The sequence below is a fragment of the uncultured Sulfitobacter sp. genome, from assembly GCF_947499945.1.
Lineage (GTDB): Bacteria > Pseudomonadota > Alphaproteobacteria > Rhodobacterales > Rhodobacteraceae > Sulfitobacter.
Genome location: NZ_CANMQD010000002.1, coordinates 71,804 through 87,019 on the forward strand (window position 1 = coordinate 71,804; position 15,216 = coordinate 87,019).

Here is a 15,216-nt window from a genome sequence, read left to right on the forward strand (position 1 = left end):
TCGCGGTAGAGGGTCTGAGCGATCCAAGTTAGAGTTTGGGTATGACACAAGCACCCCGATTCATTCACCTGCGCACGCATTCCGAATACTCTTTGTTGGAGGGGGCGCTGCGGCTGAAAAAGCTGCCTGATATATGTGTCAAAGCCGGTATGCCTGCGATGGCGCTGACCGACACGAACAATATGTTCGCGGCATTGGAGTTTTCCATTGGCATGTCGGGGGCGGGGGTGCAGCCGATTATCGGTTGTCAGGTTGATCTGGAATATGTAGCCGCCGCGCCGGGTGAGAAGGTTCGGCCACCTGCGCCCGTGGTTTTGTTGGCGCAGAGTGAGCGGGGGTATGAGCATTTGATGAAGCTCAACTCGTGCCTCTATCTCGACAAAGGCGGGGCGATCCCGCAGGTGACGATGGCGGAACTGGCGGCGCATTCAGAGGACGTGATTTGTTTGACGGGCGGGCCGATGGGGCCTGTGGGCCTTTTGTTGCAGAACGGTCAGCGGCCTGCGGCGGAGGCGTTGATGGGGGCGTTGAAGGAGGCGTTTGGTGATCGCTTGTATGTCGAGTTGCAGCGGCATCCGGGTGAGAATGGTGCGCTGGAGGCGGAGCGATTGTCCGAGCGCGGCTTTGTCGAGATGGCTTACGGCATGGATATCCCGCTGGTCGCGACGAATGATGTCTATTTCCCTGACAGTAAGATGTACGAGGCGCATGATGCGCTGATCTGTATTGCGGACGGTGCTTATGTTGACCAGCAGGAGGGGCGCCGACGCCTGACGCCGCAGCATTATTTCAAATCTCAAGCGGAGATGGTGACGCTATTTGCTGATCTGCCCGAGGCCATTGAGAATACCGTCGAGATTGCCAAGCGCTGTGCGTTTCAGGCCTATCGCCGCGATCCGATCCTGCCGAAGTTTGCCGATGACGAGGTTGCGGAATTGCGCCGTCAGGCGGAGGCAGGGCTGAAGGCGCGGTTGGCGATTATTCCGCATGCGGCGGAGGTGGCCGAGTATGAGGCGCGGCTGGAATTCGAGCTGGGCATCATCGAGGGGATGGGGTTTCCTGGCTACTTTCTGATTGTTGCGGATTTCATCCATTGGGCCAAGGATCAGGGGATTCCTGTGGGACCCGGTCGGGGGTCTGGTGCGGGGTCGCTTGTTGCTTATGCGTTGTTGATTACCGACCTTGATCCGTTGCGCTATTCGTTGCTGTTCGAGCGGTTCCTGAACCCAGAACGGGTATCTATGCCCGACTTTGACATCGATTTTTGCATGGATCGCCGTGAGGAGGTCATTCAGTACGTTCAGCAGAAATACGGGCGTGACAAGGTGGGGCAGATCATCACCTTTGGTGGCCTGTTGTCGAAGGCTGCGGTGCGTGACATCGGGCGTGTGTTGCAGATGCCTTATGGGCAGGTGGACCGATTGAGCAAGATGATCCCTGTTGAGGGGGTGAAGCCTGTTTCCATCGAGAAGGCGTTGGCCGATGAGCCGCGTTTGCGGGAGGAGGCGCGTAGCGAAGAGATCGTTGCGCGGTTGCTGGATTATGGGCAGCAGGTTGAGGGATTGCTCAGGAACGCCTCGACCCACGCGGCGGGTGTTGTGATTGGCGACAGGCCGCTGGACGAGTTGGTGCCGCTGTATCAGGACCCGCGCTCTGACATGCCCGCGACCCAGTTCAACATGAAATGGGTGGAGCAGGCGGGGCTGGTCAAGTTCGACTTTTTGGGTCTGAAAACGCTGACCGTGATCCAGAATGCGGTGGACCAGATCAAGGCGTCGGGGCGGCATCTGCATCTGGCTGCTGATGGCACGGAACTGTTTGTGCCGCCCGAGGGGTTGATCGACGATATCTCGACCATTCCGCTGGATGATGAGGCGTCTTATAAGCTGTACGCTGCGGCCAAGACGGTGGCGGTGTTTCAGGTGGAATCCAGCGGCATGATGGATGCGCTCAAGCGCATGAAGCCGAACTGTATCGAAGATATTGTGGCGCTTGTGGCGCTCTACCGTCCCGGTCCGATGGAGAATATTCCGACCTACTGCGAGGTGAAGAACGGGCTCAAAGAGCGCGAGTCTGTGCATCCGTCGATTGACCATATCCTTGAGGAAACGCAGGGGATTATTGTTTATCAGGAACAGGTTATGCAGATCGCGCAGGTCATGGGGGGCTACTCCCTTGGCGGTGCTGATCTGCTGCGCCGTGCGATGGGTAAGAAGATCGCCGAGGAGATGGCGAAGGAGCGGCCGAAGTTCGAAAAGGGCGCCATGGCCAATGGTGTCGATAAGAAAAAGGCCAAGGAGGTTTTTGACCTTCTGGAAAAATTTGCGAACTACGGTTTTAACAAATCGCACGCGGCGGCCTATGCGGTGGTTTCCTACCAGACGGCGTGGCTCAAGGCGAACCATCCTGTCGAGTTTATGGCGGGGGTGATGAACTGCGATATCCATCTGACCGACAAGCTGGCGGTGTATTTCGAGGAAGTGCGCAAGCGGTTGGAGCTGCCTTGGGTGCCGCCTTGCGTAAACCGCTCGGATGCGACGTTCAAGGTGGTTGATGGGGCGCTGGTCTATGCGCTGGGCGCGCTCAAGAACGTCGGTGTTGAGGCGATGAAGCTGATCACTGAGGGGCGCAAGGTTGAGGGTGTGGAAAAGCCATTCGCCACGCTGTTTGATCTGGCGCGGCGGGTTGATCTCAAACGTGTCGGCAAGCGACCATTGGAGATGCTTGCGCGGTCGGGTGCGTTTGATGTTTTGGATCCTAATCGTCGGCGGGTGTTTGGCGCGTTGGATGCGCTGGTGGGGTATTCTGCGGCGATCCACGAGCAGAAGGCGTCCAATCAGGTGTCGCTGTTTGGTGAGGCGGGCGATGACCTGCCTGAGCCGCGCATGATGCCCAGCGATGACTGGCTCGCGGCGGAGCGTTTGACCGAAGAATTCAAGGCAGTTGGCTTCTATTTGTCGGGGCATCCGTTGGATGATTATATGGGGCCGCTCAAGCGGAAGGGCGTGTTGACACTGGACGAGCTGATGGAGAAGGCTCGGGGCGGACCGTTGGTGGCGAAGCTGGCGGGCGTTGTTGCGGGGCGGCAGGAGCGGAAATCGGCGCGCGGCAACCGCTTTGCTTTTGCGCAGTTGTCGGACACTACGGGCGCCTATGAGGTCACGCTGTTCTCGGACACGCTGGAGGCTTGCCGCGATCATCTGGAGACGGGGGCCAAAGTAGTGGTCAGCGTTGAGGCCACGTTAGAGAGTGATCAGTTGAAGCTGTTAGGCCGTGGTGTGGTGCCGATTGATACGGCTGTGGCCGACGCGGGTGGCATGGGTTTGCGTATCTTTATCGAGACGCCAAGTGCGATTGCAGCCGTGTCCCAAGTATTGGAAGGGGCGCGCAAGGCGCAGGTTGTTCCTGGAAAGGGGCCAGTGCATTTGTGCCTGATGGACCCTGCGTTGCCCGGCGAAGTCGAGGTGGACCTTGGTATGGAATTCCCCGTTACCCCGCAGATCAAAGGGGCGATACGGTCTTTGGGGGGCGTGCTTGAGGTGGAGGAAATCTGAGCCTGCGTTAGTCCGCCGATTGTCGCAGCTTTACGTGAGTTGCTGGACGCCATAGGTGGGCTTCGTTAAGAGTCCCTAAACTTTTTGTGGGAGTAGCAGCGTGCGTCTTTTACCAGTAGTCGGACTTGTTCTTGGCCTTGCTGCCTGTAGTGACCCTTTGGCGGGTGTTGACCGTCTGAGCGAAGTGGATGTGGTTGCGACCGATCCTGCTGCTGCGGCACTGCCTGATGCGGAGGAAGTTGCGCGTGACGGGTTCCTTGGGACATCGGCGGCGCAAGGCGAGGTGCCTGAGGGTGTTCCCGCACCAGCAGTCCAAGCGGAGGCGCCCAAAGCAGGGGGTTTCCTGCGGGGGCTGATTAATCGCGCTGCGAACGCGGACCCTGCTGCGGCGATTGCGGCGGATGTTGCGGCTAGGCAGTCCGAGCAAGTGATTATCGAGACAACAGCCGTGACAACAACGGGGTCTGCTTCCGATGCGATTCCTGTGGATGAGCCTGTGGAGTTGGCGGCACTAACCCCTGAAAATGTCACCCCGCGTGAAGAATTGAAACCGCGGCGCAGCGGGTTTGGTCTGTTTGGTGGCGGTGCTTCAAAGCCTAAGAAAAACGCGGCGCGCACGGGCCCCGATACGCGGGATGTGGAATTTGGCACAACTTTGGCATTTGGTGAGATTGCGCGGGTGTGTGATGCGAAGGGTAAGGCCTTGGGCAAGAAGGTCGCTAGTTTGGGGCGGCGCGGGTTTGCGCTGCACGACAGTAACCCCGGCGTTCGCGACAAGCGGACATTCTACATCACCGGTTTCGGCGATAGTTGCCCTCGCCAGTTTACGGCTGCCAATGCGCTGTTTGGTACGCCCTCGTTCTATGAGACAATCCGGTTTAGTCCTGCGGGTAAGCACCTGCCTTATGCCGCCACTGATACGGCCTATGACAAGGTGAAATCGAAGGTTTGTCGCGCGAAAAAGAATAAGCCCTGCGGCGGCAAGATCAACACTCTCGACGCCGAACTCGCCTTTGTAAGCGCCTATGAGTTCGGGGAAATCAACAACAAGTGGAAAGAGTTTTTGATCTACGATGGCACAGTGTTGGCTTCCGCGCTCAAATCCTACTAACGCTAGTAATGTGGCGGGCGCTCGTCCCCAACGATGATCCCGCCGGAGCCTGAGGCTTCACGCTCTCCCTCGCGCCGCATAAGCATTTCGACACGCGCGTTGAGGCGGTCAATCTCGTTCTGTTGCTGGGCCACGATGTCCGAGAGGTCATCGACGCTGCGCATGATGTGAGCCATTTGTTCTTCGAATTTTTCCATGGGTGTGATCTAGGGCGGATTGTGCGGCTGTGCAATGGGCAGCGCTTGCTTGCCCCGCAGGCTTGCATCCGTTAGAGCCTGCCCAAGATTTACAGCGTGCAGAGGACCATCATGGCCAAGCCCAAAAAGACCCCGCGCCCCAAGGCAGAAACGCCCCGAGGCTTTCGCGATTATTTCGGTGCAGAGGTGACACAGCGTGCCGATATGTTGGCAAAGATTGCAGGGGTTTATCATCGCTACGGCTTTGACGCGCTGGAGAGTGCGGGGGTCGAGAAGGTCGAGGCGCTGGGCAAGTTTTTGCCCGATGTGGACCGCCCGAACGAGGGGGTTTTTGCGTGGCAGGAAGATGCGGACAGCGACAAGCCCGGGGATTGGTTGGCGTTGCGCTATGACCTCACTGCTCCCCTGGCCCGTGTTTATGCGCAGCACCGCAATGAATTGCCCACGCCCTACCGCCGCTATGCGATGGGTCCAGTCTGGCGCAATGAGAAGCCCGGACCGGGGCGCTATCGCCAGTTTTATCAGTGTGATGCGGATACGGTTGGAGCGGGGTCTGTTGCGGCGGACGCGGAGATTTGCGCGATGCTGGCCGATTGTTTGGAAGAAGTGGGACTCGGTGGAGATTACATTATTCGCGTGAACAACCGTAAGGTTTTGAACGGTGTGCTGGAAGTTGCTGGCCTGTCGGGTGACGACAAAGAGGCCGAGCGCGGAATTGTCCTGCGCGCGATTGATAAGCTGGACCGTCTGGGTGTGGACGGGGTGCGTGCGCTGCTGGGTGCTGGGCGCAAGGATGAGAGTGGGGATTTTACGGAAGGCGCTGGGCTGAGTGAGGCTCAGGCTGATGTGGTTATTGGATTCATAAATGCTCGCGTTGATGCACAGAAGCTTTGGAATGAAGAAGGTGAGCTTACTTTAGCTCCAGGATTTCTACGTTCAAAAGTTCTTGGTGATGGTGAGTTTTCGTTCGAAAAAGCTGGTGCTCGACTGCGGGAAATTTCAAAAAATGGAACCGACGACGAGCGTGCTGCAATCCTAAATTTTGCGACAATTTCAAAATTGGCTGATCTAATCGGAGATACCAAGATTGGGCATGAAGGCGTTGACGAACTCGCAGAAATTGCTGATCTTTTAGGTAGTCAAGGTTATGGACATGACCGCATCGTTATCGATCCCTCTGTTGTCCGTGGCTTAGGCTACTACACCGGCCCTGTTTATGAGGCTGAACTGACTTTCGAGATCAAGGACGAGAAGGGGCGCGCGCGCAACTTTGGCTCTGTTGCGGGCGGCGGACGCTATGATGATCTGGTCAAGCGGTTCACGGGACAAGAAGTGCCTGCGACGGGTGTATCGATTGGAGTGGATCGTTTGCTGGCGGCTTTGCAGGCCAAGGGGCGGTTGGATACTTCCGCGCAGGGGCCTGTGGTCGTGACCGTGATGGATAAGGCGCGGATGGCGGATTATCAGGCGATGGTGGCCGAGTTGCGGCAGGCGGGGATCAGGGCGGAAGTCTATCTTGGCAATCCCAAGAACTTTGGCAATCAGTTAAAGTATGCCGATAAACGTGGCAGCCCGATTGCTGTGATCGAAGGCGATACCGAAAAGGAAAACGGTGTCATCCAGATCAAGGATTTGATCCTTGGGGCCAAGATTGCCGAAAATGCGACGCTGGAGGAATGGCGCGACCGTCCGAGCCAGTATGAAGTGGCACGCGGTGATCTGGTGAGCAAAGTGCGCGAGATTTTGGAGCTGTATCAGTGACAGTGACACGCGGCGACACCAACGCGCTGGCCGCCCGTTTGCGGGCAGGGTTTGAAGCGCAGGGGGCGCAGGCGGTTGAGCCGCCGATCTTGCAGCCTGCGGATACTTTGCTCGACCTCTACGGTGAGGACATTCGGGCGCGGGCCTATGTGACGTCGGATGCCCTGCGCGGAGAGCAGATGTTGCGGCCCGATTTTACCGTGCCTGTGGTGCAGATGCACATGGCGCATGGGGCCGATCCTGCACGCTATACCTACGCAGGTGAGGTGTTTCGCCGCCAAGAGCATGATGCGGACCGCGCCAACGAGTTTGTTCAGGTCGGATATGAGGTGTTCGAGCGGGACGATCCTGCGGCGAGTGACGCCGAAGTTTTTGCCCTGATTGCAGGCGCGCTGGGCGATTTGCCTGTGCGGGCGGTGACGGGGGATATTGGCGTGTTGATGGCGGTGGTGAACGGTCTGGACACCTCCGACCTGCGCAAGAATGCATTGATGCGTCACATCTGGCGACCACGGCGGTTTCGCGCTTTGTTGGAGCGGTTTGCGACGGATCGCGGTGTGCCCGAGTTTGCGGCGAGCGATGCGCCCTTGGTTGGCGCGCGGCGGCAGCATGAGATTGATGCGCGGATTGCGGCGCTGACGGCAGATGCAGAGGTGCCGCCGATTCCGGCGCGGGATGTGGATTTGATCGCGGCCTTGCTGGATATTTCGGCGCCGATGCCAGATGCGCTGGGGCGGTTGCATGATTTGTCCGTAGATTTGCCTGCGATTGTGCCAGCGGTGGCGCGGGTTGCCGCGCGTCAGGAGGCGCTGGCAGCTAGGGGCGTGAATGTGAGCAAGCTCGCGTTTGACGCAAGCTATGGCCGGACGTCGATGGAATATTACGACGGCTTTGTTTTCGGCTTTGCAGCCGTTGAGCGGCCTGATTTGTCGCTGCTGGCCAGTGGCGGTCGCTATGATGCGCTGACGCGCAGGCTCGGCGGTGGTGGGCGTGAAATTCCGGCTGTGGGCGGCGTGATGCGGCCCGGTGTGATGCTGGAACTGGGGGCAACTCTATGACGATCAAGCTGGGTGTGCCGTCTAAAGGGCGGCTGATGGAAAAGACGTTCGAGTGGTTTGGTGCGCGAGGCATTACGCTGGCGCGCAGTGGATCGGACCGCGAATATGCGGGTGTGGTTGACGGGATCGAAGGTGTTTCGCTAGTGCTGCTGTCGGCGGGGGAAATACCGCGCGAGTTGGCGGCGGGGCGGATTCATTTGGGTGTGACAGGCACCGACCTTGTGCATGAAAAGCTGGCTCTTTGGGATCAGTCGGTGATTGCAGTGGAGGAGATGGGATTTGGTCATGCGGACCTGATCCTCGCCGTACCTGCGGCATGGACTGATGTGGACACGCTGCATGATCTGGACGCGGCGGCGGCGGCGTTCCGTGGTGTCCACGGCCACCGTCTGCGGGTCGCGACGAAGTATCACCGCTTGGTGCGGGAGTTTCTGCGCGGGGCGGGTGTGGCGGACTATGCGCTGGTCGACAGTCAGGGCGCGACGGAAGGGACCGTGGCGAACGAGACGGCGGAGGCGATTGCGGATATCACATCAACGGGTGACACGCTGCGCGCCAATCACCTGAAAGTGCTGAGCGACGGAGTCATCTTGCGCTCTCAGGCGACGCTGTGGAAATCGCGTGCGGCGGCTTTGGATGCGGATGAACGCACAAGCCTTGAGGTGCTGATGGCGCGGCTTGGCTGATTACAGCAATCCGATCTCCGCGAGGGCGCGGTTGAGCTCTTCTGGCAGCGCCTCTTCCTGATTGCGGCCTTTTGGGAGATCGGCGGGGGCGTCCTCGGGTGTGAGGTAGCGCCAGCCTTGAAACGGGCGGCGCAGGGTGCTGACAGTAGGAATCACATCGTGGTCGAGCACAATGCCGCAACGGCGGATGCCGTCATTGCCAATCTTTTCGTCAAAGCGGATGATGCGCTGGCGGGCCGAAATCTCGCCCTTTATGACCCAATAGATCGAGCCGCCATTGAGGATTTCCTCAGTGCGTTTGGGCCACATGCGGGTCTGGTGGTAATACTGCCCACCGGGTGACAGCTCAGCGCGGTGTTGCTGCCATGCGATGAGTTGGTCGACGTTATCAGTGCCGACCGACAGCTTCATCATGTTTACGAATTTCTTGCCCACAGGCTTACCCACCATTTTATCCACAGACTCACCTCCAAGCCACATCATAGGGTAGGCCAAAGTGTCACAGATGCAAGCTGTGGTGGTTTGTCGCTCTTAAATTTCGAAATTTGGGCATGGCCTTTCGAGTATGTTAAGGTATGAGGAACCTCCCTAATAACCCAATTCGAGGAATCGCCATGACCCGCTTTGCTGCCCCTATCGCCGAACAAATCTGGGACATGAAATACCGCTTTAAGGCGGCGGATGGTACGCCCCATGATGTGACGGTAGAGGATACATGGCGCCGTATTGCCCACGATCTGGCACAGGTCGAGAATGACAAGGACGGTTGGGAAGAGACGTTCTTTGAGGCGTTGGAAGATTTCAAATATCTGCCAGCGGGTCGCATCACGGCGGGTGCGGGCACAGCGCGTCGTGTGACGCTGTTCAACTGTTTTGTTATGGGCACGGTCCCTGACAGCATGGGTGGCATTTTCGACATGCTGAAAGAAGCGGCCCTGACCATGCAGCAGGGTGGCGGGATCGGCTATGACTTCTCGACCATCCGTCCCAAGGGCGCGGATGTGTTGGGCGTGTCTGCGGATGCGTCTGGCCCGCTATCGTTCATGGATGTTTGGGATGCGATGTGTCGCACGATCATGTCCGCAGGCTCACGCCGCGGTGCTATGATGGCGACCATGCGCTGTGACCACCCTGATGTGGAAGCGTTTATTACGGCGAAGTCCGACGCGGCACGTCTGCGTATGTTCAACATGTCCGTGCTGATCACTGATCCGTTTATGGATGCGGTGAAGGCGAACGGCTCGTGGGATCTGAAATTCGACGGCAAAGTCTTTAAGACTGTGCAAGCGCTGGACCTGTGGAATGCGATCATGAAAGCGACCTACGAGTTCGCAGAACCCGGCGTGATTTTCATCGACCGCATTAACGAGGCAAACAATCTCAGCTACTGCGAGACGATTGCGGCGACAAACCCGTGCGGTGAGCAGCCTTTGCCGCCTTATGGGGCCTGTCTGCTCGGCTCTATCAACCTTGCGCGTATGGTTGCTAATCCGTTTGAAGCCAATGCCGCGCTGGATGTTGACGCGCTGAATGAATTGGTCGCGACGTCCGTGCGGATGATGGACAACGTCGTGGATGTGTCGCAATTCCCGCTGGAGGCGCAACAGATCGAGGCGAAGAATAAGCGCCGGATCGGTCTGGGTGTGACGGGTCTGGCGGATGCTCTTTTAATGTTGGGCCTACGTTATGGTTCCGACGAGGCGGCGCGTCAGACGGAGGATTGGTTGCACGCGATCGCCCGCGCCGCATATCTGGCCTCGGTTGACTTGGCCAAGGAAAAGGGCGCGTTTCCGTTGTTTGATGCCGAAGAATATCTAGCTTCTGGCACTATGTTGAAGATGGATGAGGACGTGCGTGAAGCGATCCGCGAACATGGTATCCGCAACGCGCTGCTCACCTCGATTGCGCCGACGGGCACGATCAGTCTGTATGCGGGCAATGTCAGCTCGGGCATCGAGCCGGTGTTCGCCTATGCCTATACCCGCAAGGTTTTGCAAAAGGACGGCAGCCGCACGGAAGAAGAAGTGGTGGATTACGCGGTGCAGATGTGGCGCGATAAATTTGGCGACAAAGAGCTGCCCGACTACTTTGTGAACGCGCAGACGCTTGCTCCGCTGGAGCATGTGAAGATGCAGGCAGCGGCGCAGAAATGGGTCGACAGCTCAATCTCCAAGACGATCAACTGCCCCGAGGATATCTCCTTTGACACGTTCAAGGAGGTCTACATGGAGGCGTGGGATACAGGCTGTAAGGGCTGCACGACCTACCGTCCGAACGATGTGACTGGGTCGGTTCTGTCCGTTTCCGAGGACAAGAAGACAGCACCCGAAGTTATCAGCCACGATGGCGAAGAGCCCCAAGAACCCCATGGCGACGTAATATATATGTCAGATCCGTTGGACCGTCCCGAAGAGTTGGAAGGGGCGACCTATAAGATCAAATGGCCTGACAGCGAGCATGCGCTTTATATCACCATCAATGATCTGGTTGTGAGCGGGCATCGCCGTCCGTTCGAAGTGTTCATCAACTCCAAAAACATGGAGCACTTTGCGTGGACTGTGGCGCTGACGCGGATGATCTCGGCAGTTTTCCGTCGCGGTGGCGATGTGTCCTTTGTCGTGGAAGAGCTGAAGGCGGTGTTTGACCCACGCGGTGGTGCATGGATGGGCGGCAAGTATATCCCCTCCATCCTTGCAGCGATTGGCGGCGTGATCGAGCAACACCTAGTAGCGACCGGATTTATAGCGGGTGAGGGCCTTGGTCTCAAATCGGACCCGCAAGCGAAGGTAGTAGGCCTCGAGCAGCCGCGCGGGAAAGCATGTGGCAGCTGCGGACAGTATGACCTGCGTATGATTGAAGGCTGCATGACGTGTGGGAGCTGCGGGCACAGCAAATGTGGCTAAGCGCTGTTGTTGAATAACAGAGTCAGGCTAAGGAGAGCAGTTTATCTTCAAAAGCCGTTGCTCTGTCACTGCGAGAGGCGGGCGTCGAATCTACAATACCGCGGAAATTTTTTGAACTCTGCGATGAATCGATGTTCTGACGTATAGAACTTTCTTTGCATGAACATCTATCCAAGCCGCCCTTCGGGGCGGCTTTTTTCAATTCCCGTTACTTGGCAAAACTTTCGGCTATTTGCTATGATAAATCTTGAGGCGTTATGTGGTAGAACTGCTTGGTCTTTTTTGAGGGATGATCTGAACGACTTTGAATTTATTCAATTATTTCAAGGCTCTTCGCAAAATTATTCCCGCGTTGACATAGTAGATCCAGACGCCGTTAAGGCCCACAAGGTGCAGCGGATCGTCATAGAGGGTCGAGATGTCGGGGCCGAGCAAGCGGGTGCGACTGGCCATCGTTTTGGCGATGTCTAGCATGTTAGCTCCTTCTCGGATGCTCACTTTTCATACATAAGGTGGGAAAACGCGGGGCAGGCAAGCGCTTAGCCTGCGGGGGGGAAGACGCTGAGATATTCGCTTACATGCACGCCAAAACGACGTTGGAACGCGCGGCGCATGCGTTGCAGATCGCCAAAACCGCTGCTGATCGCGACCTGTTTAAGAGGCATATTTTCATGGAGTAGCCCGCGTGCGTGATCCACGCGAACACGCTCAACGAATTGTACGGGGGTCTCGTTTAACTCACGTTTAAAATGGCGGGTCAGGGTGCGGGGATTCATATGAACCGTGTCGGCGAGGGCGTCCAAAGACCAGTCGTATTGGGGGGTCGTAATGACCTGTTCGATCAGTCTGGTCAGTTTGTTGTCATCGGTGAATTGCGCGGCGAGGTGTATGGCATACTGGCTTTGCCCCCCTGTGCGGCGCAGCTGCACAACCAATTCGCGCGCCACGGCCAAGGCGGTTGCCCGACCGCAATCCGAGCGGATAATCGCAAGAGCCAGATCAATGCCTGTAGCGATCCCTGCGGATGTGAATATGCGCTCGTGGGCTGTGCTGATCTGGTCAAGGTCCCACAGTACATCGGGGTAGTTGCGGATGTGTTGGGCGCGGGACCAATGGGTCGTCGCGGGGCGGTGATCCAGCACGCCAGCCTGCGCAAGAAGAAGCGCGCCCGAGCAGATAGAGATAAGCCGGCCGTCGCCTGTTCGGGCCGCGCGTTTTTGTATGATGCGGCACAGGGCGGTATCGGGCAGGAGGGCATCAATGCCGATACCGCCGGGAATGAGGAAGTCGTCACTGGTGGACCGTGCGCTCAGCTTTGCATCGGGGGTCAAGGTGAGGCCGCAACAACTGCGCACAGGATTGCCGTCAATTGAGACGAAGCGCGTTTGATATCTGGGACGCATTTCAAGGTTTGCGGATTTGAACGCCTGCACAGGGCCTGCAACGTCAAGCAGGTTCACATCCTCAAACAAGAGAATATCTAGGGTGCGGGTTTTATGAGTGCTGTCCATATTTGACGCCATATTGACATATAAGACATCAACGATCTGCGCTATGGTTACGCAAGTCAATACCATTGCAGCGGGATCTTATCATGTCGGCCACTTCATTTACCCGCAACGCAAACTTCTTCGGGCTGCTAGTGGCCAATACCATTTTGGGAGCGGCGATGCCCATGCTCATCATCCTTGGCGGCTTGGCGGGGTTGATGCTGGCGCCGAGTATGGCCTTGGCGACTATTCCCGCCTCGCTCCAGACTTTGGCGGGGCTGCTGGCGGCAGCGCCATTTTCGCTGGTGATGGGGCGGCTGGGACGCAAGGCGGGGTTTATGATCGGGGGCGGTTTTGCCATTGCTGGCGCGCTGGTGGGGACATGGGCGTTGCTGGCGGGGAGTTTTGCGCTGCTGTGTCTGGGGCATATGGCGCTGGGGGCAGCGTTGGCCTGTTACCAGTATTTCCGCTTTGCTGCTGCTGAAGTTGTAAGCGTGGAGTGGCAGCCTGTGGCGATCTCGCTCATGCTGACGTCGGGGTTGGTAGCCGCATTTGCGGGGCCGCAGATTTTCATCATCGCGAAAGATGGCTTTGCGCCTGTGCCCTTGGCCGGAGCCTATGCGTCGATTGCAGGGATTACAGTTGTGGGGTTGGGGGTGCTTGCCTTTGTGCGGATGCCTAAGGCGGTGGCCGTCCAGCCGCAGAGTTTGAGCGAGAGGCTGGCCGCGCTGTCGATTTTGAAGCAGGGCGACGTGCGCAGGGCAGTCGGGATCGGGGCTGTGTCTATGGGGACAATGGTGTTTTTGATGGTCCCTACGCCGCTGGCCATGATCGGCTGCGGGTTGAGCGAGGCGGCGGCGGGGGATGTGATCCGCTGGCATGTGGTGGCGATGTTCGCGCCCAGCTTTTTCACGGGTTTCTTGATCAAGCGGTTCGGCACGCAGCGCATTGCCATGACGGGTTTGGCCCTGTTGGTCGTGTCTGGTGTTATAGCGGCGATTGGTCTGTCGGTGCAGCATTTCTATCTGTCACTGATTGTTCTCGGTGTAGGTTGGAATTTTGGATTTATCGGTGCGACGACCATGTTGGCGGCTGTGGTGCCAGAAGCGCAAAAAGCGGTGGTGCAGGGGGCGAATGATACGGTGATCGCGCTGGCCTCAACGCTCTGTGCATTTGCAGCGGGGGCGATTGTCGCGGGGTTCGGTTGGACCCTGCTGGCGGGGTTGGCCGTGATTGTGGTGTTGGGGTCAATGCTTGGTTTTGGTTGGACGGGACGCCGTGCTGCTTGAATACGCTATCACATGGACATGCGGAACCGGGCGGTCTGCCCGTAGTGTCGCAATGTGTTTTGGCGACAAGGGTACGAAACATCAGTTCGGGAAATATCTCGTGGAGTTCCAAGCAGGCGTTGGCGTTTAGCTTGCTGATGCTGAGCGGGATGTAAGCTTTTTAAAGGGGCGCCATTTGCAAATATAATCTGGTGAGCGTTGAATAGCAGGTAAATGTAGCGGAGCTTCCGTTTCCCTTTTGCGATGCGAATGCCTGCGCTTGTCGCGACCAGATGTTTAGTCCTCACCAGTTCGTCGGTCCGCGATCATAAGACCTTGCTGTTGAGAGACCAGTAAGGGCGCGTGGTGGTCCAGCACGTTTACATAGTCTGCACGCAACTCAACGATATGGTTGTAAAATCCCGCCAGATCGACAAGGTCGTTATTGGTGCTGTCCCCATCGTTGAGCGCGCCCGTGTTAATGGTGTTGAACTCGGTTGTTGTCTCGTTGCCGTCGCCAGCGGTGTAAATGCTGGTACCATCACCGGACAGCCGATCATTACCGGCGCCACCGATCTGTGTGTCGTTGCTGTAGACCCCTGAGAGTACGTCATCGCCTGCGCCGTCTGCGATAATGACGTCACCAATGCCGCCAAAGACGGAGTCGTCACCCGCATCCATATCGACATCGATACCTGCGCTGCCGAGGCTGGCATCGACCACACCCTCGGCATTTGTGAGGATCGGGTTTTCGATATTGGAGAAGGTGTTTGCAACATCACCGTTCGTGATGGCGCCATCACTGTCGGTGGTGAATGTTTCTGTTACACCCTCTGTGAGATTGCTTGGGTGGAGACTATGTTGCGGGCGCCGCCGCTGATTGTGACGTTCCCGTCTTCGCCCTGAAGCTGGTCATTGCCATCGCCCTCATGAGGGAGCCGTTGCCAATAGACAGGTCAATCCCGTGCGCCGGTTAGAAGCCGTTCGTAAAATTTGATGGGAGTGCCAAGAAGTCGAGGGCGTCTCTCGGACCTGTCTCACTTATCGACGCCCTGAATTTGGGGTCGTTCCAGTCAAACGTGGTGGCGACACATGAACCCCGAAACGGGACAAGAGCAGACTGGTGCCACCGGATGCCAATGCGGGGTATCGATCGGAAACCCGCGTGTTTAGAACGCTAGGTCCTGA

The 15,216-nt window shown here is 57.6% G+C and carries 13 protein-coding genes; 7 read left to right on the forward strand and 6 right to left on the reverse strand.

Going from position 1 to position 15,216, the window contains the following annotated elements:
- Window positions 1-41: 41 nt before the first annotated feature.
- A complete protein-coding gene (dnaE, locus tag Q0775_RS10560) occupies window positions 42-3,554 on the forward strand; it encodes a DNA polymerase III subunit alpha (RefSeq protein WP_298860166.1) in 3,513 nt (1,170 codons plus the stop codon).
- Between the two features lie 100 nt (window positions 3,555-3,654).
- A complete protein-coding gene (locus Q0775_RS10565) occupies window positions 3,655-4,665 on the forward strand; it encodes a hypothetical protein (protein ID WP_298860168.1) in 1,011 nt (336 codons plus the stop codon).
- A gap of 2 nt (window positions 4,666-4,667) precedes the next feature.
- Here Q0775_RS10565 and Q0775_RS10570 read toward each other — a convergent pair whose 3' ends face one another.
- Window positions 4,668-4,862, reverse strand: coding sequence for a SlyX family protein (locus tag Q0775_RS10570; RefSeq protein WP_298860170.1), 195 nt, complete (start codon window positions 4,860-4,862; stop codon window positions 4,668-4,670).
- A gap of 111 nt (window positions 4,863-4,973) precedes the next feature.
- Between Q0775_RS10570 and hisS the strand changes: the two genes are divergently transcribed.
- From hisS to hisG, 3 genes are read left to right on the forward strand one after another with little or no spacing between them, the layout of a single operon-like run.
- A complete protein-coding gene (hisS, locus tag Q0775_RS10575) occupies window positions 4,974-6,623 on the forward strand; it encodes a histidine--tRNA ligase (protein WP_298860172.1) in 1,650 nt (549 codons plus the stop codon).
- Between the two features lie 2 nt (window positions 6,624-6,625).
- A complete protein-coding gene (locus Q0775_RS10580) occupies window positions 6,626-7,681 on the forward strand; it encodes an ATP phosphoribosyltransferase regulatory subunit (RefSeq protein WP_298861764.1) in 1,056 nt (351 codons plus the stop codon).
- Complete coding sequence (hisG, locus tag Q0775_RS10585; RefSeq protein ID WP_298860174.1) at window positions 7,678-8,367, forward strand: ATP phosphoribosyltransferase; 690 nt, start codon at window positions 7,678-7,680, stop codon at window positions 8,365-8,367. The genes Q0775_RS10580 and hisG overlap by 4 nt, the downstream gene beginning before the upstream one ends.
- On the opposite strand, the gene Q0775_RS10590 is transcribed toward hisG, so the two are convergent.
- Entirely contained in the window at window positions 8,368-8,817 is a 450-nt protein-coding gene (locus Q0775_RS10590) for a DUF1489 domain-containing protein (protein WP_298861767.1), read from the reverse strand.
- A gap of 164 nt (window positions 8,818-8,981) precedes the next feature.
- On the opposite strand from Q0775_RS10590, the gene Q0775_RS10595 reads away from it, so the two are divergent.
- Window positions 8,982-11,270 (forward strand): adenosylcobalamin-dependent ribonucleoside-diphosphate reductase, encoded by a 2,289-nt coding sequence (locus tag Q0775_RS10595; protein WP_298860176.1) that lies wholly within the window; start codon window positions 8,982-8,984, stop codon window positions 11,268-11,270.
- A gap of 318 nt (window positions 11,271-11,588) precedes the next feature.
- Here Q0775_RS10595 and Q0775_RS10600 read toward each other — a convergent pair whose 3' ends face one another.
- Entirely contained in the window at window positions 11,589-11,744 is a 156-nt protein-coding gene (locus Q0775_RS10600) for a hypothetical protein (protein ID WP_298860178.1), read from the reverse strand.
- 65 nt (window positions 11,745-11,809) lie between these two features.
- Window positions 11,810-12,781, reverse strand: coding sequence for a helix-turn-helix domain-containing protein (locus Q0775_RS10605; protein WP_298860180.1), 972 nt, complete (start codon window positions 12,779-12,781; stop codon window positions 11,810-11,812).
- Window positions 12,782-12,864: 83 nt separating this feature from the next.
- Here Q0775_RS10605 and Q0775_RS10610 point away from each other — a divergent pair, with 83 nt between their 5' ends.
- Window positions 12,865-14,049: an MFS transporter gene (locus Q0775_RS10610; protein ID WP_298860182.1), complete on the forward strand. Its 1,185-nt coding sequence runs from the start codon at window positions 12,865-12,867 to the stop codon at window positions 14,047-14,049.
- An 8-nt stretch (window positions 14,050-14,057) separates the two neighbouring features.
- On the opposite strand, the gene Q0775_RS19975 is transcribed toward Q0775_RS10610, so the two are convergent.
- Entirely contained in the window at window positions 14,058-14,336 is a 279-nt protein-coding gene (locus Q0775_RS19975) for a hypothetical protein (protein ID WP_366863470.1), read from the reverse strand.
- The gene (locus Q0775_RS10615; protein ID WP_298860184.1) at window positions 14,326-14,751 is read right to left on the reverse strand and encodes a hypothetical protein; all 426 of its coding nucleotides are present in this window, start codon (window positions 14,749-14,751) and stop codon (window positions 14,326-14,328) included. The genes Q0775_RS19975 and Q0775_RS10615 overlap by 11 nt, the downstream gene beginning before the upstream one ends.
- Window positions 14,752-15,216: the final 465 nt, after the last annotated feature.

Excerpts from the sequence above, each read along its gene's own strand:
- dnaE (WP_298860166.1), top strand. The coding sequence starts at position 42 with ATGACACAAGCACCCCGATTCATTCACCTGCGCACGCATTCCGAATAC.
- Q0775_RS10570 (WP_298860170.1), bottom strand. The coding sequence starts at position 4,862 with ATGGAAAAATTCGAAGAACAAATGGCTCACATCATGCGCAGCGTCGAT.
- hisS (WP_298860172.1), top strand. The coding sequence starts at position 4,974 with ATGGCCAAGCCCAAAAAGACCCCGCGCCCCAAGGCAGAAACGCCCCGA.
- hisG (WP_298860174.1), top strand. The coding sequence starts at position 7,678 with ATGACGATCAAGCTGGGTGTGCCGTCTAAAGGGCGGCTGATGGAAAAG.
- Q0775_RS10590 (WP_298861767.1), bottom strand. The coding sequence starts at position 8,817 with ATGGTGGGTAAGCCTGTGGGCAAGAAATTCGTAAACATGATGAAGCTG.
- Q0775_RS10595 (WP_298860176.1), top strand. The coding sequence starts at position 8,982 with ATGACCCGCTTTGCTGCCCCTATCGCCGAACAAATCTGGGACATGAAA.
- Q0775_RS10600 (WP_298860178.1), bottom strand. The coding sequence starts at position 11,744 with ATGCTAGACATCGCCAAAACGATGGCCAGTCGCACCCGCTTGCTCGGC.
- Q0775_RS10605 (WP_298860180.1), bottom strand. The coding sequence starts at position 12,781 with ATGGACAGCACTCATAAAACCCGCACCCTAGATATTCTCTTGTTTGAG.
- Q0775_RS10610 (WP_298860182.1), top strand. The coding sequence starts at position 12,865 with ATGTCGGCCACTTCATTTACCCGCAACGCAAACTTCTTCGGGCTGCTA.